At 45.9% G+C, this 22,165-nt stretch carries 37 protein-coding genes; 28 read left to right on the top strand and 9 right to left on the bottom strand.

What is annotated here, in order from left to right:
* Positions 1–3 precede the first annotated feature (3 nt).
* The 26 genes from rplD to rplQ all read left to right on the top strand — a co-directional run bounded on the left by rplD (position 4) and on the right by rplQ (position 12,675).
* Positions 4–606: a 50S ribosomal protein L4 gene (gene rplD / locus DD616_RS05675; protein ID WP_010318759.1), complete on the top strand. Its 603-nt coding sequence runs from the start codon at positions 4–6 to the stop codon at positions 604–606.
* Positions 603–905 carry a 50S ribosomal protein L23 gene (gene rplW / locus DD616_RS05670; protein WP_010318760.1) on the top strand — a complete coding sequence of 101 codons (303 nt, stop codon included), beginning with the start codon at positions 603–605 and terminating at the stop codon, positions 903–905. The genes rplD and rplW overlap by 4 nt, the downstream gene beginning before the upstream one ends.
* A 16-nt stretch (positions 906–921) precedes the next feature.
* Positions 922–1,746: a 50S ribosomal protein L2 gene (gene rplB / locus DD616_RS05665; protein ID WP_013855922.1), complete on the top strand. Its 825-nt coding sequence runs from the start codon at positions 922–924 to the stop codon at positions 1,744–1,746.
* A gap of 20 nt (positions 1,747–1,766) precedes the next feature.
* Positions 1,767–2,045, top strand: coding sequence for a 30S ribosomal protein S19 (rpsS, locus tag DD616_RS05660; RefSeq protein WP_010318762.1), 279 nt, complete (start codon positions 1,767–1,769; stop codon positions 2,043–2,045).
* Positions 2,046–2,055: 10 nt separating this feature from the next.
* Entirely contained in the window at positions 2,056–2,388 is a 333-nt protein-coding gene (gene rplV / locus DD616_RS05655; protein WP_026027327.1) for a 50S ribosomal protein L22, read from the top strand.
* A 19-nt stretch (positions 2,389–2,407) separates the two neighbouring features.
* Positions 2,408–3,106: a 30S ribosomal protein S3 gene (gene rpsC / locus DD616_RS05650; RefSeq protein WP_010318764.1), complete on the top strand. Its 699-nt coding sequence runs from the start codon at positions 2,408–2,410 to the stop codon at positions 3,104–3,106.
* Between the two features lie 11 nt (positions 3,107–3,117).
* Positions 3,118–3,528, top strand: coding sequence for a 50S ribosomal protein L16 (rplP, locus tag DD616_RS05645; RefSeq protein WP_010318765.1), 411 nt, complete (start codon positions 3,118–3,120; stop codon positions 3,526–3,528).
* Positions 3,528–3,719, top strand: coding sequence for a 50S ribosomal protein L29 (gene rpmC, locus DD616_RS05640; protein WP_010318766.1), 192 nt, complete (start codon positions 3,528–3,530; stop codon positions 3,717–3,719). The genes rplP and rpmC overlap by 1 nt, the downstream gene beginning before the upstream one ends.
* Positions 3,719–3,973, top strand: a complete 255-nt coding sequence (rpsQ, locus tag DD616_RS05635; protein ID WP_013855925.1) for a 30S ribosomal protein S17 — start codon at positions 3,719–3,721, stop codon at positions 3,971–3,973. The genes rpmC and rpsQ overlap by 1 nt, the downstream gene beginning before the upstream one ends.
* Positions 3,974–4,133: 160 nt before the next feature.
* Positions 4,134–4,505, top strand: coding sequence for a 50S ribosomal protein L14 (rplN, locus tag DD616_RS05630; RefSeq protein ID WP_010318768.1), 372 nt, complete (start codon positions 4,134–4,136; stop codon positions 4,503–4,505).
* A 12-nt stretch (positions 4,506–4,517) separates the two neighbouring features.
* The gene (gene rplX, locus DD616_RS05625; protein ID WP_010318769.1) at positions 4,518–4,835 is read left to right on the top strand and encodes a 50S ribosomal protein L24; all 318 of its coding nucleotides are present in this window, start codon (positions 4,518–4,520) and stop codon (positions 4,833–4,835) included.
* 24 nt (positions 4,836–4,859) lie between these two features.
* Positions 4,860–5,399 (top strand): 50S ribosomal protein L5, encoded by a 540-nt coding sequence (gene rplE / locus DD616_RS05620; protein ID WP_010318770.1) that lies wholly within the window; start codon positions 4,860–4,862, stop codon positions 5,397–5,399.
* A gap of 17 nt (positions 5,400–5,416) precedes the next feature.
* Positions 5,417–5,722 carry a 30S ribosomal protein S14 gene (rpsN, locus tag DD616_RS05615; protein ID WP_010318771.1) on the top strand — a complete coding sequence of 102 codons (306 nt, stop codon included), beginning with the start codon at positions 5,417–5,419 and terminating at the stop codon, positions 5,720–5,722.
* Positions 5,723–5,751: 29 nt separating this feature from the next.
* Positions 5,752–6,144, top strand: a complete 393-nt coding sequence (gene rpsH / locus DD616_RS05610; protein ID WP_010318772.1) for a 30S ribosomal protein S8 — start codon at positions 5,752–5,754, stop codon at positions 6,142–6,144.
* A 10-nt stretch (positions 6,145–6,154) separates the two neighbouring features.
* A complete protein-coding gene (gene rplF, locus DD616_RS05605; RefSeq protein ID WP_010318773.1) occupies positions 6,155–6,688 on the top strand; it encodes a 50S ribosomal protein L6 in 534 nt (177 codons plus the stop codon).
* Positions 6,689–6,697: 9 nt separating this feature from the next.
* On the top strand, positions 6,698–7,051 hold the full coding sequence (gene rplR / locus DD616_RS05600; protein ID WP_013855926.1) for a 50S ribosomal protein L18: 354 nt from the start codon (positions 6,698–6,700) through the stop codon (positions 7,049–7,051).
* Between the two features lie 14 nt (positions 7,052–7,065).
* A complete protein-coding gene (rpsE, locus tag DD616_RS05595) occupies positions 7,066–7,566 on the top strand; it encodes a 30S ribosomal protein S5 (protein ID WP_010318775.1) in 501 nt (166 codons plus the stop codon).
* Positions 7,567–7,571: 5 nt separating this feature from the next.
* Positions 7,572–7,748 (top strand): 50S ribosomal protein L30, encoded by a 177-nt coding sequence (gene rpmD, locus DD616_RS05590; RefSeq protein WP_004398455.1) that lies wholly within the window; start codon positions 7,572–7,574, stop codon positions 7,746–7,748.
* 5 nt (positions 7,749–7,753) lie between these two features.
* Positions 7,754–8,188 carry a 50S ribosomal protein L15 gene (rplO, locus tag DD616_RS05585; protein WP_010318777.1) on the top strand — a complete coding sequence of 145 codons (435 nt, stop codon included), beginning with the start codon at positions 7,754–7,756 and terminating at the stop codon, positions 8,186–8,188.
* 20 nt (positions 8,189–8,208) lie between these two features.
* Positions 8,209–9,543 carry a preprotein translocase subunit SecY gene (secY, locus tag DD616_RS05580; RefSeq protein ID WP_017046739.1) on the top strand — a complete coding sequence of 445 codons (1,335 nt, stop codon included), beginning with the start codon at positions 8,209–8,211 and terminating at the stop codon, positions 9,541–9,543.
* A 27-nt stretch (positions 9,544–9,570) separates the two neighbouring features.
* Entirely contained in the window at positions 9,571–9,684 is a 114-nt protein-coding gene (gene rpmJ / locus DD616_RS05575) for a 50S ribosomal protein L36 (RefSeq protein WP_000868186.1), read from the top strand.
* A gap of 147 nt (positions 9,685–9,831) precedes the next feature.
* Positions 9,832–10,188: a 30S ribosomal protein S13 gene (rpsM, locus tag DD616_RS05570; protein ID WP_010318779.1), complete on the top strand. Its 357-nt coding sequence runs from the start codon at positions 9,832–9,834 to the stop codon at positions 10,186–10,188.
* 20 nt (positions 10,189–10,208) lie between these two features.
* Positions 10,209–10,598, top strand: a complete 390-nt coding sequence (gene rpsK / locus DD616_RS05565) for a 30S ribosomal protein S11 (protein WP_001118870.1) — start codon at positions 10,209–10,211, stop codon at positions 10,596–10,598.
* A 27-nt stretch (positions 10,599–10,625) separates the two neighbouring features.
* Positions 10,626–11,246, top strand: a complete 621-nt coding sequence (rpsD, locus tag DD616_RS05560) for a 30S ribosomal protein S4 (protein WP_013855928.1) — start codon at positions 10,626–10,628, stop codon at positions 11,244–11,246.
* A gap of 23 nt (positions 11,247–11,269) precedes the next feature.
* A complete protein-coding gene (locus DD616_RS05555; RefSeq protein ID WP_010318781.1) occupies positions 11,270–12,262 on the top strand; it encodes a DNA-directed RNA polymerase subunit alpha in 993 nt (330 codons plus the stop codon).
* A 26-nt stretch (positions 12,263–12,288) separates the two neighbouring features.
* A complete protein-coding gene (gene rplQ, locus DD616_RS05550; RefSeq protein ID WP_017042856.1) occupies positions 12,289–12,675 on the top strand; it encodes a 50S ribosomal protein L17 in 387 nt (128 codons plus the stop codon).
* A gap of 180 nt (positions 12,676–12,855) precedes the next feature.
* On the opposite strand, the gene bamJ is transcribed toward rplQ, so the two are convergent.
* A complete protein-coding gene (gene bamJ / locus DD616_RS05545) occupies positions 12,856–13,476 on the bottom strand; it encodes a BamJ family beta-barrel-assembly machinery protein (protein WP_010318783.1) in 621 nt (206 codons plus the stop codon).
* Between the two features lie 235 nt (positions 13,477–13,711).
* On the opposite strand from bamJ, the gene DD616_RS05540 reads away from it, so the two are divergent.
* A complete protein-coding gene (locus DD616_RS05540; protein WP_157724320.1) occupies positions 13,712–14,275 on the top strand; it encodes a LysM-like peptidoglycan-binding domain-containing protein in 564 nt (187 codons plus the stop codon).
* Between the two features lie 23 nt (positions 14,276–14,298).
* Here the strand turns inward: DD616_RS05540 and DD616_RS05535 are convergent, their stop codons facing one another.
* On the bottom strand, positions 14,299–14,751 hold the full coding sequence (locus tag DD616_RS05535) for a GNAT family N-acetyltransferase (protein WP_013855931.1): 453 nt from the start codon (positions 14,749–14,751) through the stop codon (positions 14,299–14,301).
* A gap of 177 nt (positions 14,752–14,928) precedes the next feature.
* Here DD616_RS05535 and dbpA point away from each other — a divergent pair, with 177 nt between their 5' ends.
* A complete protein-coding gene (dbpA, locus tag DD616_RS05530) occupies positions 14,929–16,314 on the top strand; it encodes an ATP-dependent RNA helicase DbpA (RefSeq protein WP_017042859.1) in 1,386 nt (461 codons plus the stop codon).
* A gap of 50 nt (positions 16,315–16,364) precedes the next feature.
* Here dbpA and DD616_RS05525 read toward each other — a convergent pair whose 3' ends face one another.
* From DD616_RS05525 to DD616_RS05495, 7 genes are read right to left on the bottom strand one after another with little or no spacing between them, the layout of a single operon-like run.
* Positions 16,365–18,134 (bottom strand): bifunctional lysophospholipid acyltransferase family protein/GNAT family N-acetyltransferase, encoded by a 1,770-nt coding sequence (locus tag DD616_RS05525; RefSeq protein ID WP_208872047.1) that lies wholly within the window; start codon positions 18,132–18,134, stop codon positions 16,365–16,367.
* Between the two features lie 2 nt (positions 18,135–18,136).
* Positions 18,137–18,589 (bottom strand): hypothetical protein, encoded by a 453-nt coding sequence (locus tag DD616_RS05520; protein ID WP_013855934.1) that lies wholly within the window; start codon positions 18,587–18,589, stop codon positions 18,137–18,139.
* 10 nt (positions 18,590–18,599) lie between these two features.
* Positions 18,600–19,037, bottom strand: coding sequence for a YHS domain-containing (seleno)protein (locus tag DD616_RS05515; protein WP_094124067.1), 438 nt, complete (start codon positions 19,035–19,037; stop codon positions 18,600–18,602).
* 10 nt (positions 19,038–19,047) lie between these two features.
* Positions 19,048–19,815 carry an NRDE family protein gene (locus DD616_RS05510; RefSeq protein ID WP_208872046.1) on the bottom strand — a complete coding sequence of 256 codons (768 nt, stop codon included), beginning with the start codon at positions 19,813–19,815 and terminating at the stop codon, positions 19,048–19,050.
* A gap of 1 nt (position 19,816) precedes the next feature.
* Complete coding sequence (locus DD616_RS05505) at positions 19,817–20,365, bottom strand: hypothetical protein (protein WP_017046985.1); 549 nt, start codon at positions 20,363–20,365, stop codon at positions 19,817–19,819.
* A 34-nt stretch (positions 20,366–20,399) separates the two neighbouring features.
* Entirely contained in the window at positions 20,400–21,533 is a 1,134-nt protein-coding gene (locus DD616_RS05500) for a hypothetical protein (protein ID WP_017042863.1), read from the bottom strand.
* Entirely contained in the window at positions 21,530–22,117 is a 588-nt protein-coding gene (locus DD616_RS05495; protein WP_017046984.1) for a DedA family protein, read from the bottom strand. Before DD616_RS05495 ends, DD616_RS05500 begins: the two co-directional genes overlap by 4 nt.
* Between the last annotated feature and the right edge of the window lie 48 nt (positions 22,118–22,165).

The following is a 22,165-nucleotide window of genomic DNA, read 5'->3' as shown; positions in this document are numbered from 1 at the left end:
GTAATGGAATTGATGGTTAAAGGTGCTAACGCACTAACTGTTTCCGAAACTACTTTCGGACGTGAGTTCAACGAAGCCCTTGTACATCAAGTAGTTGTTGCGTATGCAGCAGGTGCTCGTCAAGGTACTCGTGCTCAAAAGACACGTTCAGAAGTTTCTGGCGGTGGCGCTAAGCCATGGCGTCAAAAAGGTACTGGCCGTGCACGTGCTGGTACAATTCGTAGCCCAATCTGGCGTACAGGTGGTGTTACTTTTGCTGCGAAACCACAAGATCACAGCCAAAAAGTAAACAAAAAAATGTACCGCGGTGCTATGAAGAGCATTCTTTCTGAACTAGTTCGTCAAGAGCGTTTAATCGTTGTTGATAACTTCTCAGTAGAAGCACCAAAAACTAAAGAGCTATTAGCTAAGCTTAAAGAACTTGAGCTTAACGATGTACTCATCGTTACTGGCGAAGTAGACGAGAATCTATTCTTAGCTGCTCGCAACCTATATAAAGTTGACGCACGTGACGTAGCGGGTCTTGACCCAGTTAGCCTAATTGCGTTTGACAAGGTTCTAATGACTGCAGAAGCAGTTAAGCAAGTTGAGGAGATGCTGGCATGATCAGTGAAGAGCGTCTACTAAAAGTTCTACGTGCACCGCACATCTCTGAAAAAGCAACTATGACTGCTGAGAAAGCGAACACTATCGTTTTCAAAGTAGCAAAAGATGCAACTAAGAAAGAGATCAAAGCAGCTGTAGAAAAGCTATTTGAAGTTGAAGTTAAGTCTGTAAATACTCTTATCACTAAGGGTAAGACCAAACGTCAAGGTCTACGCCAAGGTCGCCGCAGCGACGTTAAAAAAGCGTATGTGACTTTGAAAGAAGGTCAAGATCTTGACTTTGTTGGCGGCGCGGAATAACAGGAGTAGTTGAATAATGGCTATTGTTAAATGTAAGCCGACTTCCCCTGGTCGTCGTCACGTCGTTAAAGTTGTTAACGCTGACCTACACAAGGGTAAGCCATACGCACCTCTTCTAGAGAAAAACTCTAAGAATGGTGGTCGTAACAACAACGGTCGTATCACAGTACGTCATATCGGTGGTGGTCATAAGCAACACTATCGTTTGGTTGACTTCAAACGTACTAAAGATGGCATCCCAGCGAAAGTTGAGCGTCTAGAATACGATCCAAACCGTAGCGCAAATATCGCTCTAGTTCTGTACGCAGACGGCGAGCGTCGTTACATTATCGCACCTAAAGGTGTTCAAGCTGGTGATACAATCCAGTCTGGTGTTGATGCGCCAATTAAAGCAGGTAACACTCTGCCAATGCGCAACATCCCAGTGGGTTCTACTATTCACTGTGTTGAACTTAAGCCTGGTAAAGGTGCACAGCTAGCTCGTTCGGCTGGTGCATATGCTCAACTTGTCGCTCGCGACGGTACTTATGCAACTATCCGCCTACGTTCTGGTGAAATGCGCAAAGTACTTTCTGAAGGCCGTGCAACAATCGGTGAAGTTGGTAACTCTGAGCACATGCTACGTGAACTAGGTAAAGCTGGTGCTTCACGCTGGCGCGGCGTACGTCCAACTGTACGTGGTGTAGTAATGAACCCGGTTGACCACCCACACGGTGGTGGTGAAGGCCGCACATCTGGTGGTCGTCACCCAGTATCTCCTTGGGGTATGCCTACTAAGGGCTTCAAGACTCGTAGCAACAAACGCACCGACAAGTACATCGTACGTCGTCGTAATAAGTAATCTATATAAGAGGATAAGCCATGCCACGTTCTCTCAAGAAAGGTCCATTTATTGACCTACACTTGCTGAAGAAGGTAGAGAAAGCGGTGGAAAGCGGAGACAAAAAGCCTATTAAGACTTGGTCCCGTCGTTCAATGATCATTCCATCAATGATTGGTTTGACCATCGCTGTCCATAATGGTCGTCAGCACGTTCCAGTATTTGTCACTGATGAAATGATCGGTCACAAACTGGGCGAATTCGCACCAACTCGTACTTACCGTGGTCACGCTGCGGATAAGAAAGCTAAGAAGCGCTAAGGAGTAAATGATGGAAGCTATTGCTAAACATAACTTTGCTCGCATTTCTCCTCAGAAAGCTCGCTTAGTTGCAGATCTAATCCGTGGTAAATCTGTGGATCAGGCTCTTGAAATCCTAACTTTCAGCAACAAAAAAGCGGCTGTATTAGTTAAGAAAGTTCTAGAGTCAGCTATCGCTAACGCAGAACACAACGAAGGTGCAGATATCGACGATCTTAATGTCGCTAAAATCTTCGTAGATGAGGGCCCGGTCATGAAGCGTATTATGCCTCGTGCAAAAGGCCGTGCGGATCGTATCTTGAAGCGTTCAAGCCACATCACTGTTGTTGTAGCAGACCGCTAAGAGACTAGGAGAGTAAGCAATGGGTCAGAAAGTACATCCTAATGGTATTCGTCTTGGCATCGTTAAGCCTTGGAATGCTACATGGTTTGCTAACACCAAAGATTTCGCTGACAACCTAGACGGCGACTTCAAGGTACGTCAGTTCCTTACTAAGGAACTTTCAAAAGCGTCTCTATCACGCATCGTTATCGAGCGTCCTGCTAAGAGCATTCGTGTGACTATCCACACTGCTCGCCCAGGCGTTGTTATCGGTAAGAAAGGTGAAGACGTTGAGAAGCTACGCGCAGCTGTAGCTAAAATTGCAGGTGTACCAGCGCAAATTAACATCGCTGAAGTACGTAAGCCTGAGCTAGACGGCCAATTAGTGGCTGATAGCATCGCGTCTCAACTAGAGCGTCGCGTTATGTTCCGTCGTGCTATGAAGCGTGCGGTACAAAATGCTATGCGTCTAGGCGCTAAAGGTATCAAAGTGGAAGTAAGCGGTCGTCTTGGCGGCGCTGAAATTGCACGTTCTGAGTGGTACCGTGAAGGCCGTGTGCCTCTACACACTCTACGTGCTGACATTGATTACGCAACTTCTTCGGCTCACACTCAATACGGTGTGATCGGCGTTAAAGTTTGGATCTTCAAGGGTGAAATCCTTGGTGGTATGCCAGCTGCAAACGCTGTTGAGCCAAAGGCTGACAAGCCTAAGAAGCAGCGTAAAGGCCGTAAGTAAGGAGTCGACTGATGCTACAACCTAAACGCACTAAGTTCCGTAAGGTTCATACTGGTCGCAACCGCGGTCTAGCTAAAGGTACTGACGTAAGCTTCGGTACATTTGGTCTTAAAGCCGTTGGACGTGGTCGTCTAACTGCTCGTCAGATCGAAGCGGCACGTCGTGCAATGACACGTCATGTTAAGCGTCAAGGTAAAATCTGGATCCGTGTGTTCCCAGATAAGCCAATCACTGAAAAACCACTAGAAGTTCGTCAAGGTAAGGGTAAAGGTAACGTTGAGTACTGGGTAGCCCAAATCCAACCTGGTAAGGTTATGTACGAAATGGACGGTGTACCTGAAGAATTGGCACGTGAAGCGTTCCGCCTAGCGGCTCGTAAACTGCCATTCAAAACTACATTCGTAATTAAACAGGTGATGTGATGAAAGCACTAGATCTACGCGCAAAAAGCGCTGAAGAGCTTAACGCTGAGCTACTGAATTTGCTACGTGAACAGTTCAACTTGCGCATGCAAGCTGCAACTGGTCAACTACAGCAAACTCATACTTTGAAAGCTGTACGCCGTGATATCGCACGCGTTAAAACTGTTTTGACTGAGAAGGCAGGCGAATAATGAGCGACAAAATTCGTACTCAACTAGGTCGTGTTATTAGTGACAAGATGGATAAATCTATCACTGTTGCTATCGAGCGCATGGTGAAACACCCAATTTACGGTAAATTCGTAAAGCGTACGACTAAAGTACACGCACATGACGAAAACAACGAGTGTGGCCTAGGCGATACCGTTGAGATTCGTGAGTGTCGTCCTCTGTCTAAGACTAAGTCTTGGACATTGGTTAAAGTTATAGAAAAAGCGAAGATGTAATCATCGTTATTCTATGATTTTAAACGGCTCCAAAGTTTTTTTGGAGCCGTTTATTTTTTGTCTACCCAATCTTAGGAAAGGGTGGTACAATTCGCGTCCCTTTTAAAGAGGCAGCCCGACCCGAGAGGGTCTAGTTTTAATATTTAGCGGAGCACTAACAATGATCCAAATGCAAAGTACACTTGATGCAGCTGATAACTCAGGCGCGCGCAAGGTAATGTGTATTAAGGTTCTGGGTGGCTCTCACCGCCGTTATGCACATATCGGTGACATCATCAAAGTTACAGTGAAGGAAGCAATTCCTCGCGGTAAAGTTAAAAAAGGTGATGTACTGAAGGCGGTGGTAGTTCGCACCCGTAAAGGCGTACGTCGTCCAGACGGTTCTGTCATTCGCTTCGACCGTAATGCTTGCGTATTGTTGAACAATAATACAGAGCAACCTATCGGTACACGTATCTTTGGTCCAGTGACTCGTGAACTTCGCAATGCGAAATTTATGAAAATCGTGTCACTAGCACCTGAAGTTCTGTAAGGAGCGGCACACATGGCAGCTAAAATCCGTCGTAATGACGAAGTAATCGTTCTTGCTGGTAAAGATAAAGGCAAGAAAGGTAAAGTAACTAAGGTTCTCGTAACTGGTAAAGTTATCGTTGAAGGTATCAACCTTGTTAAGAAACACCAAAAGCCGGTTCCGGCTCTAGGTCAACAAGGTGGCATCGTTGAACAAGAAGCAGCTATTGATGCTTCTAACGTTGCAATCTTTAACGCAGCAACTGGTAAAGCGGACCGTATCGGTTTCCGTTTTGAAGACGGCAAAAAAGTTCGTTTCTTCAAATCTAACGGTGAAATCGTTTCTAACTAATTAGAAGTAATTTGGAGTTCTACTATGGCGAAACTGCATGATTACTACAAGTCGTCTGTAGTGACTGAACTGACCAAACAGTTCGGTTACACAAGCGTCATGCAAGTCCCTAGGATTGATAAAATCACCCTAAACATGGGCGTTGGTGAAGCTATCAACGATAAGAAACTATTAGAAAATGCAGCAGCTGATATGGCTACGATCTCTGGTCAAAAACCACTGATCACTAAAGCTCGTAAATCTGTTGCAGGTTTCAAAATTCGTGAAGGCTACCCAATTGGTTGTAAAGTAACCTTGCGTGGCGAACGTATGTGGGATTTTTTAGAGCGTTTAATCTCTATTGCACTTCCACGTGTACGTGACTTCCGTGGTGTTAGCGCTAAGTCTTTTGACGGACGCGGTAACTACAGCATGGGCGTTCGCGAGCAAATCATCTTCCCAGAAATCGACTACGATAAAGTCGATCGTGTACGCGGTCTTGATATCACTATCACGACTTCTGCTGGTACCGATGAGGAAGGCCGTGCTCTGCTGGCTGCCTTTAACTTCCCATTCCGTAAGTAAGGTGAAGGGTTACTGTTATGGCTAAACAATCAATGAAAGCACGTGAAGTAAAACGTGCAAAGCTAGTAGCTAAGTTCGCAGAAAAGCGTGCGATGCTAAAAGCTACCATCAGCGATGTAAACGCATCTGAAGAAGATCGTTGGAACGCAGTTCTTAAACTGCAAGCTCTTCCACGTGATTCAAGTGCTTCACGTCAGCGCAACCGTTGCAACCAAACTGGTCGTCCACACGGTTTCCTACGTAAGTTCGGTCTAAGCCGCATCAAAGTTCGCGAAGCTTGCATGAAAGGCGAGATTCCTGGACTTCGTAAGGCTAGCTGGTAATTGCCACTTAATCATTTGGAGTAAATCTTATGAGCATGCAAGATCCGATTTCGGATATGCTGACCCGCATTCGTAACGGTCAGGCAGCAAATAAAGTTGCTGTAAAAATGCCTTCTTCAAAGCTTAAAGTTGCAATTGCTGCACTGCTAAAAGCTGAAGGTTATATCGCAGATTTCGCTGTTGAAGGCGAAGTAAAACCTGAGCTAGAAGTTACTCTTAAGTACTTCCAAGCTAAACCAGTAATCGAGCAAATCCAACGTGTTTCACGTCCTGGTCTACGCGTTTATAAGAAAAAAGACGCGTTACCAACAGTGATGGGCGGTATGGGTGTTGCTGTGGTGTCCACTTCCAAGGGTCTGATGTCTGACCGTGCTGCTCGCAAAGCAGGTCTTGGCGGTGAAATCATTTGCTACGTAGCGTAAGGAGTAGGATATGTCTCGTGTTGCTAAAGCACCTGTCGCTATTCCAGCTGGCGTAGAGGTGAAACTAAACGGCCAAGAAATCACTGTAAAAGGTGGTAAAGGTGAGCTGACTCGCGTCCTGAATAAAGGCGTAGTTATTGCACAGGAAGAAAACAACCTTACTTTCGGTCCTCGTGAAGGTGTTGCTAACGCTTGGGCACAAGCAGGTACTGCTCGTGCACTAGTAAACAACATGGTTGTTGGTGTTACTGCAGGCTTTACTAAGAAGCTTGTTCTTAAAGGTGTTGGTTACCGTGCTGCTATTAAAGGCAACTCAGTAAGTCTTACTTTAGGCTTCTCACACCCTGTAGAGCATGAACTACCAGCGGGTATCAATGCTGAATGTCCTAGCCAAACTGAAATTGTCCTAACTGGTTGCGATAAGCAAGTAGTGGGTCAAGTTGCGGCTGACATCCGTTCTTACCGTGAGCCAGAACCTTATAAAGGTAAAGGCGTCCGTTACGCAGATGAAAATGTGCGTAGTAAAGAAGCTAAGAAGAAGTAAGGTAACACTATGGATAAGAAAGCATCTCGCATCCGTCGTGCTACACGCGCACGTCGTAAGATTGCTGAACTGGGTGCAACTCGCCTAGTAGTACACCGTACTCCTCGTCACGTGTACGCTCAGGTTATCGCATCAAACGGCTCTGAGGTTATCGCAGCAGCTTCTACTGTAGAAAAAGCGATCCGTGAGCTAGTTAAGAACACCGGTAACGTAGACGCAGCTAAAGCGGTAGGTAAAGCTATTGCAGAACGCGCTCTTGAAAAAGGCGTATCAGCTGTTGCGTTTGATCGTTCTGGTTTCCAATACCACGGTCGAGTAGCGGCGCTAGCAGAATCTGCTCGCGAAGCTGGTCTGAAATTCTAAGGTAGGGTTGGAAGATGGCTAAAGAACAACAACAAGCTAGTGATTTGCAAGAAAAATTAATCGCAGTTAACCGTGTTTCTAAAACGGTTAAAGGTGGTCGAATCATGAGCTTTACTGCACTAACTGTAGTTGGTGACGGTAATGGTCGCGTAGGTTTCGGATACGGCAAAGCTCGTGAAGTACCTGCAGCGATTCAAAAAGCAATGGAAAAAGCGCGTCGTAACATGGTTACTATCGCTCTTAACGAAGGCACTCTTCACCACGCGGTGAAAGGTCGTCACTCGGGCTCTAAAGTTTACATGCAGCCAGCTGCAGAAGGTACAGGTGTTATCGCCGGTGGTGCGATGCGTGCTGTACTAGAAGTTGCCGGTGTACATAACGTACTTGCGAAAGCGTACGGTTCTACTAACCCAATCAACGTTGTTCGTGCAACAGTTGCTGGTCTAGTAGATGTGAAGTCACCAGAAATGGTTGCAGCTAAACGTGGTCTCACTGTTGAAGCGATTTCGGAGTAAGCACCATGGCAACTATTAAAGTAACTCAAACTAAAAGCTCAATTGGTCGTCTACCAAAGCACAAAGCTACTTTGCGTGGTCTAGGCCTTCGTCGTATCAACCATACAGTAGAACTTGAAGATACACCGTGTGTACGCGGTATGATCAACAAGGTTTACTACATGGTTAAAGTTGAGGAGTAATCAGAATGCGTTTGAATACTCTATCACCGGCTGCTGGTTCTAAGCACGCTCCTAAGCGTCTAGGCCGTGGTATCGGTTCTGGCCTTGGTAAAACAGGTGGCCGCGGTCACAAAGGTCAAAAGTCACGTTCTGGCGGTACAGTTCGTCCAGGTTTTGAAGGCGGTCAAATGCCTCTAAAACAACGTCTACCTAAATTCGGTTTCACTTCTCGTAAGAGCCTAGTGTCTGCTGAAATTCGTCTAGCTGAGCTAGCGAAAGTTACGGGTGACGTGGTCGATCTAAACAGCTTGAAAGCAGCTAACCTAATCACTAAGAACATCGAAAATGTTAAAGTTGTTCTTTCTGGTGAGATTAGCAAAGCAGTGACTGTGAAAGGTCTTCGCGTGACTAAAGGCGCTAAAGCTGCAATCGAAGCTGCAGGCGGTAAAATCGAGGAATAATCTCGAGGAACGAGGTACAGATGGCTAAGAAACCAGGACAAGATTTTCGTAGTGCTCAGAGCGGCTTAAGTGAGCTAAAGTCGCGCTTATTATTCGTAATTGGTGCACTTTTAGTATTCCGAGCCGGTTCTTTTGTGCCGATTCCTGGTATTGACGCAGCTGTACTTGCCGATTTGTTCGAACAGCAAAAAGGTACCATCGTTGAAATGTTTAACATGTTCTCCGGTGGTGCTCTTTCGCGTGCATCTATCTTAGCATTGGGCATCATGCCGTATATTTCGGCGTCAATTGTTGTCCAATTGCTAACTGTAGTTCATCCAGCGTTAGCCGAACTCAAGAAAGAGGGTGAGGCAGGGCGTCGTAAGATTAGCCAATATACGCGTTATGGCACGCTTGTACTTGCAATATTCCAAGCTATTGGTATCGCAACAGGCTTACCAAACATGGTCAACAATCTGGTTGTTATCGACCAAACCATGTTTACCCTGATTGCTACCGTGAGTTTAGTAACTGGCACCATGTTCTTAATGTGGTTAGGTGAACAAATTACTGAGCGTGGAATAGGAAATGGTATTTCCATTTTGATTTTTGCAGGTATTGTTGCTGGATTGCCTTCGGCAATCGGACAAACGATTGAGCAAGCGCGTCAAGGTGAATTGCATGTGCTTCTTCTGTTGTTAATTGCGGTACTTTCTTTTGCTGTAATTTATTTCGTTGTTTTCATGGAGCGTGGTCAGCGTCGTATTGTCGTTAACTATGCAAAGCGTCAACAAGGTCGTAAAGTGTTTGCAGCGCAAAGTACTCACTTGCCATTGAAAATTAATATGGCGGGTGTAATACCTGCAATTTTTGCATCGAGTATTATTTTGTTCCCAGGAACATTAGCTCAGTGGTTTGGTCAAAATGGTGAGAGCAGCACATTCGGTTGGTTAACTGATGTGTCTTTGGCTCTTAGCCCTGGTCAACCTCTGTACGTTATGCTTTATGCAGCAGCGATTATTTTCTTCTGTTTCTTTTACACAGCGTTGGTGTTTAACCCTCGTGAAACAGCGGATAACTTGAAGAAGTCCGGTGCGTTCGTACCCGGCATCCGCCCAGGTGAGCAGACAGCGAGATACATTGATAAAGTAATGACCAGACTAACCTTAGCAGGTGCTCTCTACATTACCTTTATCTGTCTGATTCCCGAGTTCATGATGGTCGCGTGGAACGTACGTTTCTACTTCGGCGGCACATCACTACTTATCGTAGTGGTTGTGATTATGGACTTTATGGCACAGGTACAGACTCATATGATGTCCCAACAGTATGATTCTGTGTTGAAAAAAGCAAATCTGAAGGGCTACGGCCGTTAATTCAGATTTCACTTACGGAGTTTAGCAATGAAAGTTCGTGCTTCCGTTAAAAAAATCTGTCGTAACTGTAAAGTAATCAAGCGTAACGGCGTCGTTCGCGTGATTTGCAGTGAGCCAAAGCACAAGCAGCGCCAAGGCTAATTAGCAGAAATTTTTACTTGAAATATAAAGGTCGGTCGAGTATATTCCTCGGCCTACCTTTTGTGTGCAAAAGAAGTAGTATGCCGCAGCGTATCCTCGACGGGCTTTGCTGCGGATAATTTCTTATATAAGTACTAGGAGTGAATAGTGGCCCGTATAGCAGGCATTAACATTCCTGATCAGAAGCATGCTGTAATTGCATTAACTGCAATCTACGGCATCGGTAAGACCCGTTCGAAAGCTATCTTAGCTGATTTGGGTATTGCTGAAAGTGTTAAGATCAGTGAACTAACTGAAGAGCAGATCGATCTACTGCGTGATGGTGTAGCTAAATACACTGTAGAGGGTGATCTTCGTCGTGAAGTTTCCATGAACATCAAGCGTCTTATGGACCTTGGCTGTTACCGTGGTCTTCGTCATCGTCGCAGTCTACCACTACGTGGACAGCGTACTAAAACCAACGCTCGTACCCGTAAGGGTCCGCGTAAACCGATCAAGAAATAGTCGGAAGGGTATAGAGTACAATGGCAAAACAACCAACTCGCGCACGTAAGCGTGTACGCAAGCAAGTTGCTGATGGCGTAGCGCACATCCATGCATCTTTCAATAACACAATCGTAACTATCACAGACCGTCAAGGTAATGCTCTAGCTTGGGCAACTGCTGGTGGTTCTGGTTTCCGCGGTTCTCGTAAGTCTACTCCGTTCGCTGCACAGGTTGCTGCTGAGCGTTGTGCTGAAATGGCTAAAGAATACGGCCTTAAGAACCTAGAGGTTATGGTTAAGGGTCCAGGTCCAGGTCGTGAATCAACTGTTCGCGCACTGAACGCTGCTGGTTTCCGTATCACTAACATTGTTGATGCGACACCAATCCCTCATAACGGTTGTCGTCCACCTAAGAAACGCCGCGTATAACGTTTCTAGGAAGATTGGAGAAAGATCATGGCAAGATATTTGGGTCCTAAGCTGAAGCTTAGCCGCCGCGAAGGTACTGACTTGTTCCTTAAGTCAGGCATTCGTGCGATTGATACCAAGTGTAAAATTGACAACGCACCAGGTGTACACGGCGCTCGTCGCGGTCGTCTATCTGAGTACGGTGTTCAGCTTCGTGAGAAGCAAAAAGTTCGTCGTATTTATGGCGTTCTAGAAAAACAATTCCGTAACTACTACAAAGAAGCTGCACGTCTTAAAGGCAATACTGGTGAAAACCTACTTCAGCTTCTTGAAGGTCGTCTTGATAACGTAGTTTACCGCATGGGCTTTGGCGCTACTCGCGCAGAAGCACGTCAGCTAGTAAGCCACAAAGCTATCCTAGTTAACGGTAAAGTTGTAAACGTTCCTTCTTTCAATGTTGCGGTTAACGACGTTGTTGCAATCCGTGAGAAAGCTAAAAAGCAATCTCGCATTAAAGCAGCTCTAGAAGTTGCTGAACAACGCGAAAAACCAACTTGGATTGAAGTAGATGGCGGCCAAATGGAAGGTACATTCAAGCGTATGCCTGAGCGTTCTGACCTGTCAGCTGACATCAACGAACAATTGATCGTCGAGCTTTACTCTAAGTAAGGTTAAACTAAAGAGAGGACACAATGCAGGGTTCTGTAACAGAATTTCTTAAGCCACGTCTTGTTGATATCGAACAGATTAGCACGACACACGCAAAAGTAACTCTTGAGCCGTTAGAGCGTGGTTTCGGCCATACTCTGGGTAATGCACTTCGCCGTATTCTTCTATCTTCAATGCCAGGTTGTGCTGTAACTGAAGTGGAGATTGAAGGCGTACTACACGAGTACAGCACCAAAGAAGGCATTCAAGAAGATATCCTTGAGATCCTTCTGAACCTAAAAGGTTTGGCTGTTCGCGTTGCCGAAGGCAAAGATGAAGTGTTCATTACGCTGAACAAATCAGGCTCGGGCCCTGTTGTTGCAGGTGACATCACCCATGATGGTGATGTAGAGATCACTAACCCTGAGCACGTGATTTGTCATCTAACGGATGACAACGCTGAGATCGCTATGCGTATCAAAGTAGAACGTGGTCGTGGTTATGTTCCAGCTTCAGCTCGTATCCATACTGAAGAAGATGAGCGTCCAATCGGTCGTCTACTTGTAGATGCTACTTACAGCCCAGTAGACAAAATTGCCTACTCTGTGGAAGCCGCTCGCGTAGAACAACGTACTGATTTAGATAAGCTCGTTATCGATATGGAAACGAACGGTACTCTAGAACCTGAGGAAGCAATCCGTCGTGCAGCAACTATTCTTGCTGAACAATTGGATGCGTTCGTAGATCTTCGTGATGTACGTGTACCTGAGGAGAAGGAAGAGAAGCCAGAATTCGATCCAATCCTACTGCGTCCTGTAGACGATCTTGAACTAACAGTTCGCTCTGCTAACTGTTTGAAAGCAGAAGCGATTCACTACATCGGTGATCTAGTACAGCGCACTGAGGTTGAGCTACTTAAAACGCCAAACCTTGGTAAGAAATCTCTTACAGAGATTAAAGACGTGCTTGCATCACGTGGTCTATCTTTGGGTATGCGCCTAGAGAACTGGCCGCCAGCGTCTATCGCTGAAGATTAATCGATACTAGTTAGAAGGATTAGGTCATGCGCCATCGTAAGAGTGGTCGTCAACTCAACCGCAACAGCAGTCATCGCAAAGCGATGTTCAGCAACATGGCTAGCTCTCTAGTACGTCATGAAGTTATCAAGACTACTTTGCCAAAAGCAAAAGAGCTACGTCGCGTCGTTGAGCCTTTGATTACACTAGCTAAGACTGACAGTGTTGCAAACCGTCGTCTAGCATTTGCTCGCACTCGTGATAACGAAGTTGTGGCAAAACTATTTAACGAACTAGGTCCACGTTTTGCAGCTCGCCAAGGCGGCTACACACGTATCCTAAAGTGCGGTTTCCGTACTGGTGATAAAGCTCCAATGGCATACATTGAGCTTGTCGATCGCCCAGAAGTAGCTGTAGAAGCTGCTGCTGAGTAATCAGTTCGTATAATTAAAAAAGCCGAGTAGTAATACTCGGCTTTTTTGTATGCGTAGATTTTATCTTTGAACACGGGCTAACCAGATAAGTATGCGTAGTGTCGTTTTTGATAGATGCTAAGTAAGAAATACTAATAAAAAAAGGTCAGCGAATGCCAACCTTCTCACTATCAATTCTATTTATAGAATATCGAGTAGCTCTACTTCAAATACTAGAGCTGCAAAAGGAGGAATTGCAGCGCCAGCGCCACGCTCACCATAGGCAAGATCTTGTGGAATATAGAGTTTCCATTTTGAACCCACAGGCATCAGTTGTAGTGCTTCTACCCAACCTTTGATTACACCTGTTACTGGGAATTCAGCTGGTTGACCGCGAGATACAGAGCTATCAAATACTGTACCGTCAGTCAATTCACCGTGGTAATGAACACGTACTTGCTTGTCAGATGTCGGGATATCCCCCGTACCTTCTGTAAGAATTTCGTACTGTAGACCAGATTCAAGAACGGTCACTTCAGGGCGTAGTGCGTTATCTGTTAAGAATACTTCACCGTCGGCGGCGGCTGCTTTGGCAGCTTCTTGGCGTAGAGATTCTGCACGCATGTGCAACTCTTGCAGTGCATTATTGATTTCATCAATTTCAATTGATGGCATGTCGCCTACTAATGCGGTTGCGATACCTGCGGCGATGGCGTCAACGTTAAGTCCTTCTAGACCACTACCCGCAAGTTGTTGTCCCATTTGTAGACCGATACCGTAGCTTGCTTTTTGCTCTACCGTGTCAAATTTTACTTCAGACATAAACAGTCACTCTTTTTATGTAAATAAACAAGTGCCAAAGGATATCAGTTTCAAGCATGGGATGAAATGCTAATGGGAAATATCCAATATTGAACCTTCAGGTTGTGACAAATCGCAGATCCCAAAGAAAAATGTTCAAGATTGTGTCAACGTTTACGTTATCGCCACCTTGGCTCTATACTGATCCCTCTTGAGTTTTTATACTGTAGCTCGACAGAAAAGGAGACGGGTTAAGATGAATCGTCGTCACAAGAAGAAACCGCAAACTGATTATTTAGCGTTTATCCAACAGAAGTGGCATGCATTCGATTGGCGTGGCCCTATTTTACGTGTTCGCACAGTTTGGCTGGCGCTGCCTAAGCTTCACCAGCGCGCTTTATTAGCGATCGTTCCAGTAGTGTGTTTGCTCATTATTATTCCTTTTCCTGAGCGAACAGAGCAGGCCGCTCTACCGAAAAGTAGTGAGCGTGTGGAAATCAGCATTAATACGGTTGGGTTGAGTGAACAAAAAACGCCTCAACAAACCGATCGTAAATCTGAGTTCTGGCGAGAGTACACGGTTAAAAACGGGGACACTTTGTCGCAGGTTTTTCGGGCAAATGATTTACCGATGTCTGATCTTAATGCCTTAGTCAAAATTGAAGGCAGTGACAAACCGCTCAGCCAAATTACCCAAGGCCAATTAGTTCGCTTCAAACTCGCGGCTGATGGGCAACTCGATATCCTGCAACTTGAGAAAAACGATCAATCAGTGATGTTTTTCAGGCGCTCAGATGGCGGATTTGGCCGCAGTAAATAACACGCTTTGATCAAGGGGGCTATTTACTTGCTGAGCTGCATGTCGATATGCGGGATATCATCTTCTAGATACATCGCCGACGTTTGTTGAAAACCATAACTTTGATAGAAGCTAGCAAGATAGTGCTGTGCACCAATTTCAATATCTTGATTGGGCCACAGCTTCTGGCATTCGGCTAATGCTTGCTGCATTAATTGGTGTCCAAGGCCATTTCCTCTCGCTTCTTTTTGGGTTGCAATGCGACCAATGCTGACACTTGGGTAGCTAATCCCCGCAGGGAGTAAGCGCGCGCAGGCAACAATCTGCTGATCCTGTTCACCAATTAAATGAAAAACACCTGGCTGAATATCCTTATTATCCAATTCAGGGTAAGGACAGGTTTGTTCGACCACAAAGACATCGACGCGCAGTTTAAGTAGCGCATAAAGTTGGTGAGTGGTTAATTGTGAGAATGAAAGACAGTGCCAAGTAATCATCGTAGTGCCCCTTTAAAAATGGATGTTGTTACTCTATCAAGCTTAAGTGCATGATTCATTAACAAAGGTTAAGAGTGAGCTACAAACTTGATGAATGATAAATAAAGATTCACTAGCCACACGAGGTTAAATAACGATAATAGGCGTTTAATTTTCGTCTAACGAAAGGACGGTCTCTTGAGTAATCTCTCTTTTTCAACGGTAAATCTACAACCAGAACTTCTTTCTAACCTCGATACTTTGGGATACACCAAGATGACGCCGATTCAGGCGTTAAGCTTGCCAACCATTTTGGCGGGTAAGGATGTGATTGGCCAAGGAAAAACAGGCTCAGGAAAAACAGCAGCGTTTGGTTTAGGCGTATTATCTAACCTCAACGTTAAGCGTTTTCGCGTTCAAGCTTTGGTGCTATGCCCAACGCGGGAGTTAGCTGATCAAGTCGCAACGGATATTCGTACACTCGGCCGCGCCATTCATAATATTAAAGTGCTCACCTTGTGTGGCGGCATGCCAATGGGTCCACAAATTGGTTCGTTAGAGCACGGTGCACATATTTTGGTTGGTACTCCGGGGCGTATTCTTGACCATTTAGACAAAGGTCGTATCGATCTCTCTGAACTCAATACGTTAGTGCTTGATGAAGCGGACCGAATGCTCGAAATGGGTTTCCAAGAAGCGCTGGATGCGATCATCAATGAAACGCCAACCAGCCGTCAAACATTGCTGTTTAGTGCTACGTTCCCAAATCAAATCAAACAAATTGCGCAGCGGATTATGCGTGAGCCTGAAATGGTCAAAGTTGAATCCACCCATGATACGTCCAGCATTCAGCAATATTTTTATAAAGTAGAGGGTACAGAGGCGCGTGATCGCGCGTTAGAACTACTGCTTTTACACCATCAGCCTGAATCTGCCGTGGTGTTCTGTAATACAAAGAAAGAAGTACAAAGTGTTGCTGAAGATCTACATCACAAGGGCTTTAGTGTGGTGGAACTGCATGGTGATTTAGAGCAGCGTGACCGTGACCAAGCTTTGGTGCAGTTTGCTAATAAAAGTATCTCCATTTTAGTTGCAACCGATGTGGCGGCACGTGGCCTTGATGTCGATAACTTAGATGCGGTATTTAACTTTGAGTTATCACGTGATCCTGAAGTGCACGTGCACCGCATTGGGCGTACTGGCCGAGCGGGCAGTAAAGGTTTAGCCTTTAGCTTCTTCAGTGACAGTGAAATGCACCGAGTGGCGATGATTGATGAATATATGGATATGCCCATCGAACCTGCTAAATTGCCTGATGCCAGTGCGCTAAACAACGCGCCTTATCAAGCCAATATGGTCACTATCCAGATTGATGGCGGTAAAAAGCAGAAAGTGCGCCCGGGAGATATTCTAGGGGCGTTGACCAGTAACGACGGTATTGACGGTCAATATGTCGGTAAAATTAACATGTTACCGATGCGCAGCTACGTTGCAGTCCATAAATCGGTGGCGAAAAAAGCACTGAAGAAAATGGAAAGCGGTAAGATGAAAGGACGCCAATTTAGAGCACGCCTTCTAAAATAAGCCCCTTCATTTAGAATTAAAGCCAGCGAACAACTTGCTGGCTTTTGCGTTTATGAGGGCTTTGAACTGAAAGGTGTCGAATCCAAATAAGCGCTGGCCTGCTCTTTACCCATGTATTTTGCCAGTGTATGCAGTGGAACTTGTTTCAAGTTCACCACAATTAAGCCATCTAACGCATTGTTAAACGCGGGGTCGACATTAAAACAGACGAGCTTGCCATTCATCCCTAAATATTGGCGCAGCAATACAGGAAGGCCCTTGCCATTTTCCATTTTTGCTAACACTTTCGACAGCAGAGAAATGCTTGCCAAAGAGGAGAGCAAGTTGGTTTGCCAAAATGTGTTCCCATTGCACCGTAGTGGAGTGGAAGGTGAAACCAAGGTTGCCTTTTCATGATCATAATGATGAATAGAGAGTGTGGCGGCCATTAATTGTCGCGCGGTGTGGCTGTAATCGTTGCTAATGCTTACTGGGCCAAACAAGTGCGTATATTGTGGATGACGCGCGACAAACGCAGCAATACCTTTCCACAGCATTAACAGTGAGTTGAGGTTGCGCTGGTATTTCGAGGAAACCACCGAGCGGCCTAGCTCAATACTGGTATCTAGTGTGTTGATGAAGGCTTCATCATACTGAAATAAGCTACGGGAATAGAGCCCTGCTAACCCTTGCTTCGCTATCAGTTCATCCACTAACCCCAATCGATAAGCTCCAACAATTTGACGGTCTTTCTTGTGCCAAACAAAGAGTTGGTAGTAATGGCGATCATACTCATCAAGATCACAAGCTAAGCCGCTTCCTTCACCTACGGCGCGAAAACTCTCTTCACGAATTCGACCAATCTCTTGCAGTATGTGGGGCAACTGCTCGCTTGCGGCGCAATAGACAATCCAATCACCTTGCTCTAAGAGCTTGCTTTCGCTTGGCAGCGCGGCGAGATCTTGCTCAAGCTTCTCTACAATAAGCGCATCAATAATAGGAAGGGGCGATGTCACTAATTCTGGTGAGGATGGCGTTGCGGAAGGTGTTGCACTCATTAAATAGGTATTGAGACGCAGATAATGAACAATGTCCCGTTCTTGTTCAAATGCTTTTATTTCGGAATAGGGGATGGGATTGCCGATGGAAATTTCAATGTTGTGCGCCTGCTTATTCAGTAGCTCGCGGCCGAGCAATGCCGTTCGCAGTAGTGGATGAATTCGCCCCGCTTGATAAAACAGAGTGCTATTTTTACCATTAATAAAGATCGGGACGGTGGTGGCTTGGGCGCGTTTAACAAATTTGGCGACGGATTGACTCCATTCGATATCCGACAGTGTTTGCGATCCTTTGGGGTAAGTAGATACCTCACCAGCGGGGAAGATAATCAATAAGCCACCTTGAGCCAAATGAAGGTTCGCATCTCGAATAGCTTGCGCATTGGTGCTGCGAGCACTTTTGCTATTGAACACATCGACACCGATAAAGAGTTCACTAATTTCAGGCAGGCGCTTTAGCAATTGATTCGCCAGCACTTTAATATCGGTGCGTACTGAACCAATTAAATCGGCTAATATCACCCCTTCAATTGCGCCCAGCGGGTGGTTAGCGACGATCACCACTGGGCCTGTTTGTGGAATGTTATCGATGCTGCCCAAAGCAAGGCGATATTCGATATTGAGTGCCGCTAGCGTGTAGCGCATAAACTCAAAGCAAGAGGGTTTGGCAGGACGCTGCTGATACAGTTTATCCAGTATTGCAAGCCCAGAGGCCCATTCAACAATTGATTCTGCGACGCCAAATGGAGTGTGTCGTGGTAAACGAAAAGGACTGGCTAGCATAATTACACTCCTTTATTCAGCCACTGGTGCAATAAACCATCACCGTTTTTGAGATCTCGTCGCACCAAAAAAGCCGCACACAACCAAACAAGACAAGCCATCGCAAATAGCAGGCCGCTATCATTGCCGACCACTTCTCCTACTTGGTTAAACTCTGGCATCACAATGCCAAGAGGCGTAAATAAATGAAAGAAAATCGCACCACTCATAATGCCGACGCTCATCAGTGCACCAAGGCCATGCCAGCGGCTAAACAGCAAAATAGAGGCTATCAGTTCAGCCGTTCCGATTAAATACCCGCCATACACAGCAAACCAACCGAGGCCAGACCACGCACCTAAGGTGCCAAAAATATAGTTGGTTTCGTAAGAGCCGGAAAATTTAAAGACAAGCGATTGAATAAAAACAAACGCAATCAAGAGTGAGGGAAGATGTTGGCTAGCTTTAAACGTCATGGTGTAGCTCCTACTTAATTAAATTGGGCCAATTTTTATCGGCCTGTTGGATGTGCACCGCTTGGTTGGCATCCCATAATGTTTTGATCTTTTTGTCGTAATTGAGATAGAGCTTGTCGTCGACAATCGCCCATTGATTGGGATCTCCCGGAGCAAAATCGTTCTTTTCAGAGACGGCCCAAGCGCAGTAGCCGCCATACTGCGGCGCATATTGGTTAGGGTTATTCAGAAACAGTTCAAGGTTCTCTTTTGAAGAAAAATACCACTGAGCATTTTTATAAAGGGTCGAAAAATCGGAGGAGCCTTTTACTGGCTCTCCTTTGGTGAAGTAGGCGACGGTGTCGTAGCCACTCAGCGCTTTATTGCTCAGAAAGCTGGTGTAAATTTCATCCTCAGCGAGGCTCACGCTGCTGACAAACAGCAGTAATAGTCCTAGTAAACGTTTCATTGTTGATTCCTCATAAATTGGCGACCCAAGGTGTGGTTTTGTCGATCTCATCACGCTGCTGGTGGAGTGATGTCTCACTGAGCTGTAAGCAAGGTGAACCTGAGATATAGGTCATATACTGCTGCTGTTGTGTGACGCGTAAATAGGTAAAGCTAACGGTGTGCGCATCTTGACGATGCATACAGGGTGCCCAATGTGGATGGGCGACATGGTGGTGGGCGTGAAACTTTAGGCGCTGTTGCACACTATCTTCCTCGGCGATTAAAGCTTGATAGAGCTGCGAGCGGTAGTGTTGCACCTGTTCTAAATCGACACTGGATGAAAATAGAGGCGATTGCGTCATTGCGATTTGGCTCTGTTCACCATTCCACGCCAGAGCCATTACATTGCCTTGTACATCAGTTAAATCAGGGTCGAAAGCAAGCAAAGTGAATGGTGCAAATTGCTGAAGGTTGAGCTGTGCAAACGCTTGGATAACCTTCTCAACACTGATTTGACTGGATAAATGCTTAAGCAATTGACCGCGGCTCACTAAGCGTTCGGCATCGGCTCCTTGGGGGATATTACCTTGGTAATTATTGAGCAAGCACAAAGCCAAACCGCATTCATTAAGGCTGATCCAACTGCCTCCACCGGCAGGATCAATCGGCATCAACACTTCAACACCAGCTTGCGTGTATTGTTTAGGTGGCAACGCTAATGGGCGGTTTTTTTGTTCATCACGGTTAAAAAACAGATGATAGCCGTGTTTGTCGAGTAACCAAGAAACTGAGCACATGTTATTGCCCCCGAATGAAGGAGGCCGTGGCTGGCGCTAAGCCGAAAGCGGCATCGGTTTCTACATGCAGCAAATGAGCGACCACTTTAGCCATCGCAAAATGGTGCTGTGCATGCAAAGTGGCGAAGCTTAACTCTCGCTCCCATGTTGATGAGAGAGAGCACACTTGCGTTTCCTGCAATGAGGTTTCAACAAGTACCGTAACGGATTTTTGGAGTGAGGCCGAGCACTGCGTTAACCATTGAATTAAATACTCAATTTCGGCCAAGGCCGCAGCGCGGGACGTCTCAACGAGGTGGCCCCGGCGGCGTTGGTTGTAATCAATAGTGCTAGTTGAGTTAGCCAGCGCATGAAACAGATCCAACCAATGACGAAAATGTTGCCCCACTGAACTGGCGACAATTGGCGTGGCTAAGTGGGTGTAGTGCCTATCTTCTAACTGTTCGAGAAACTGGTGCGCTTGTTCCAGTGTTTCAATGCCGCCTTGGATCACGGGGGCATGATTAGGCTGCGATGCGCTTTGTTGTGAACTTGTGATGATTGCAAACATATTTCTATCCCTATGATTGTTCTTATGGATAAGGTTAATCCGTGCTTGGGTAGTGTTCGGTTAAGGCCTTTTCTTTGCGCCAAGCGTTCAGCAGTTCAGCCATTTTGGGTGTTTGATGGCCTAACTTTCGCTGCTGCGCGCCAATGTCGAATAAGATTCGGTACTGCCTAAGTAAGGTTGAGAAGATCTCACGCAGCGGTGTTTCTCTATCCCAAATATGAGCGGCTTCACTGCTTGCGCCATTGATTTCCAAAATCGTGAACTGTTCTCCAGCCATCAATTGGTGAATATTGGCAAACTTGATATCGAGCCGCCCATAATGAAACCCGTCAACATTGTTAAAAATCTCATCCAGCTTGTTGGTGAGAGCGCGAGTAATGTAACGGTTACCATTGCGGAAAATCGATCCGCGACTATGGCTGCCCGCAAAGGCGAGTTGAAACTCCTGCCCTGCTTCAAGAACCCAATCGAGCTTCTCAAGGTGGCGAGGAAAATAGAGGTGAGGGAGTTGCCCCGCGCGTGGGCAGCGTTCAATTAACTGCTTTAAAGTGTGAATGCCATCCCCAGTGACAAACGGGGCGTACTTGAGCGTGATGGAAATAATGTTGCCTTGAGCCTCACCGGGATAGCGCACATAAAACACGCCAGCTTCAGCTTGATACGGCGCTTTTTGTTGCAGTAAAAAACGGGCGTTAATCGGGAATGATTGGATGTAGTCACTCAGTTGTTGTTCATTTTGCAGCAGTTTGACGCCAACGCCGCGGCAGCCTAAATCTGGTTTAGCGACAAGAGGGAAATCCAACGATGCTTGTTGCATTGCAGACAGAGCCTGTGCTGTTTGCTGCTGAGCGGTTTGATGGCTTTTCGTTCGGGTGATAAAGGGCGATATCCACTGCTGAGCGTATTCACCGGCTAGATTAAGAATGTCGTGTTTTGACTCTCCAACCATGCCGCTGAGCTTGATGCCGGGGTTTGCAATTAAGGGTAAGCCCCAGTTGCCATAACGCAGCCCTTGCAGCAGGCTTTGAATCACTACAGGAGTGTAGAAAAACCAACTGGGCAGAAATTCATAAGGAGAAATGCTGCGTTTGGTGTCTTGCTCTAAAAGCGGCATACCCGCGTTGATTTTGCCATGTGCAATGCAAGGCATTTCTAATTTGGCGTTCATGACAATCCTTTAGAAAATGATTTGTTGAGAAGACGATTGGTGAGCATTAATAGCCCAACCGCGATAGGAATAATGATCCATTGATAAGGAGAGGACTGTTGCCAAACCTGACTCCCTAGGTAATAAAGCGTTGAAAAAACGATCAGTGTCCACAGCGCTGTGGCCGTCAGTACGGAGCACAGAAATAGCGCCAACGGAATAGAAAAAAAACCGCTCAAAGTAAAGCCCACCGTTCTTAGGCCGGGGACAAAGCGAATAATAAACAGATTTAAAAAAGTATGATGGTGCAGCTTGCGACGGACGGTTCGAAAATGTTTATTGGTCAGCGCTTGATAGCGGAGCGGACGAACGCGTTGTGCCACTTGGCCTAAGTAATACAAACCGAGATCGCCACTAACAATGCCGACAAAAATAGCCAACAACGCCAAGCCAGGTGGCATGAGATTTTGTAAAGCCAGTGTGGCGGCGGTGACAATAGCGACATCCTCTAACAAATAGGAAAGCAAAATTACGCCGATGAATAGTAAAGTCAGTGAATGACTTCCGGCTGTTAGAAAGGTTTGAATGTCGATAGCAAGCCCCACACTTCCTCCTTAGCAAATTATGATCAAGTATAGAATAAGGCGCTGATT

It is taken from the genome of Vibrio anguillarum (assembly GCF_003390515.1).
Taxonomy (GTDB): domain Bacteria; phylum Pseudomonadota; class Gammaproteobacteria; order Enterobacterales; family Vibrionaceae; genus Vibrio; species Vibrio anguillarum.
Note: the sequence above shows the minus strand (reverse complement) of the source record. Positions and strands in the feature narration are given on the sequence as shown.

Bases quoted from the DNA above. Each gene is read 5' to 3' on its own strand.
- rplD (WP_010318759.1), top strand. From the start codon at position 4: ATGGAATTGATGGTTAAAGGTGCTAACGCACTAACTGTTTCCGAAACT.
- rplW (WP_010318760.1), top strand. From the start codon at position 603: ATGATCAGTGAAGAGCGTCTACTAAAAGTTCTACGTGCACCGCACATC.
- rplB (WP_013855922.1), top strand. From the start codon at position 922: ATGGCTATTGTTAAATGTAAGCCGACTTCCCCTGGTCGTCGTCACGTC.
- rpsS (WP_010318762.1), top strand. From the start codon at position 1,767: ATGCCACGTTCTCTCAAGAAAGGTCCATTTATTGACCTACACTTGCTG.
- rplV (WP_026027327.1), top strand. From the start codon at position 2,056: ATGGAAGCTATTGCTAAACATAACTTTGCTCGCATTTCTCCTCAGAAA.
- rpsC (WP_010318764.1), top strand. From the start codon at position 2,408: ATGGGTCAGAAAGTACATCCTAATGGTATTCGTCTTGGCATCGTTAAG.
- rplP (WP_010318765.1), top strand. From the start codon at position 3,118: ATGCTACAACCTAAACGCACTAAGTTCCGTAAGGTTCATACTGGTCGC.
- rpmC (WP_010318766.1), top strand. From the start codon at position 3,528: ATGAAAGCACTAGATCTACGCGCAAAAAGCGCTGAAGAGCTTAACGCT.
- rpsQ (WP_013855925.1), top strand. From the start codon at position 3,719: ATGAGCGACAAAATTCGTACTCAACTAGGTCGTGTTATTAGTGACAAG.
- rplN (WP_010318768.1), top strand. From the start codon at position 4,134: ATGATCCAAATGCAAAGTACACTTGATGCAGCTGATAACTCAGGCGCG.
- rplX (WP_010318769.1), top strand. From the start codon at position 4,518: ATGGCAGCTAAAATCCGTCGTAATGACGAAGTAATCGTTCTTGCTGGT.
- rplE (WP_010318770.1), top strand. From the start codon at position 4,860: ATGGCGAAACTGCATGATTACTACAAGTCGTCTGTAGTGACTGAACTG.
- rpsN (WP_010318771.1), top strand. From the start codon at position 5,417: ATGGCTAAACAATCAATGAAAGCACGTGAAGTAAAACGTGCAAAGCTA.
- rpsH (WP_010318772.1), top strand. From the start codon at position 5,752: ATGAGCATGCAAGATCCGATTTCGGATATGCTGACCCGCATTCGTAAC.
- rplF (WP_010318773.1), top strand. From the start codon at position 6,155: ATGTCTCGTGTTGCTAAAGCACCTGTCGCTATTCCAGCTGGCGTAGAG.
- rplR (WP_013855926.1), top strand. From the start codon at position 6,698: ATGGATAAGAAAGCATCTCGCATCCGTCGTGCTACACGCGCACGTCGT.
- rpsE (WP_010318775.1), top strand. From the start codon at position 7,066: ATGGCTAAAGAACAACAACAAGCTAGTGATTTGCAAGAAAAATTAATC.
- rpmD (WP_004398455.1), top strand. From the start codon at position 7,572: ATGGCAACTATTAAAGTAACTCAAACTAAAAGCTCAATTGGTCGTCTA.
- rplO (WP_010318777.1), top strand. From the start codon at position 7,754: ATGCGTTTGAATACTCTATCACCGGCTGCTGGTTCTAAGCACGCTCCT.
- secY (WP_017046739.1), top strand. From the start codon at position 8,209: ATGGCTAAGAAACCAGGACAAGATTTTCGTAGTGCTCAGAGCGGCTTA.
- rpmJ (WP_000868186.1), top strand. From the start codon at position 9,571: ATGAAAGTTCGTGCTTCCGTTAAAAAAATCTGTCGTAACTGTAAAGTA.
- rpsK (WP_001118870.1), top strand. From the start codon at position 10,209: ATGGCAAAACAACCAACTCGCGCACGTAAGCGTGTACGCAAGCAAGTT.
- rpsD (WP_013855928.1), top strand. From the start codon at position 10,626: ATGGCAAGATATTTGGGTCCTAAGCTGAAGCTTAGCCGCCGCGAAGGT.
- DD616_RS05555 (WP_010318781.1), top strand. From the start codon at position 11,270: ATGCAGGGTTCTGTAACAGAATTTCTTAAGCCACGTCTTGTTGATATC.
- rplQ (WP_017042856.1), top strand. From the start codon at position 12,289: ATGCGCCATCGTAAGAGTGGTCGTCAACTCAACCGCAACAGCAGTCAT.
- bamJ (WP_010318783.1), bottom strand. From the start codon at position 13,476: ATGTCTGAAGTAAAATTTGACACGGTAGAGCAAAAAGCAAGCTACGGT.
- DD616_RS05540 (WP_157724320.1), top strand. From the start codon at position 13,712: ATGAATCGTCGTCACAAGAAGAAACCGCAAACTGATTATTTAGCGTTT.
- DD616_RS05535 (WP_013855931.1), bottom strand. From the start codon at position 14,751: ATGATTACTTGGCACTGTCTTTCATTCTCACAATTAACCACTCACCAA.
- DD616_RS05525 (WP_208872047.1), bottom strand. From the start codon at position 18,134: ATGCTAGCCAGTCCTTTTCGTTTACCACGACACACTCCATTTGGCGTC.
- DD616_RS05520 (WP_013855934.1), bottom strand. From the start codon at position 18,589: ATGACGTTTAAAGCTAGCCAACATCTTCCCTCACTCTTGATTGCGTTT.
- DD616_RS05515 (WP_094124067.1), bottom strand. From the start codon at position 19,037: ATGAAACGTTTACTAGGACTATTACTGCTGTTTGTCAGCAGCGTGAGC.
- DD616_RS05510 (WP_208872046.1), bottom strand. From the start codon at position 19,815: ATGTGCTCAGTTTCTTGGTTACTCGACAAACACGGCTATCATCTGTTT.
- DD616_RS05505 (WP_017046985.1), bottom strand. From the start codon at position 20,365: ATGTTTGCAATCATCACAAGTTCACAACAAAGCGCATCGCAGCCTAAT.
- DD616_RS05500 (WP_017042863.1), bottom strand. From the start codon at position 21,533: ATGAACGCCAAATTAGAAATGCCTTGCATTGCACATGGCAAAATCAAC.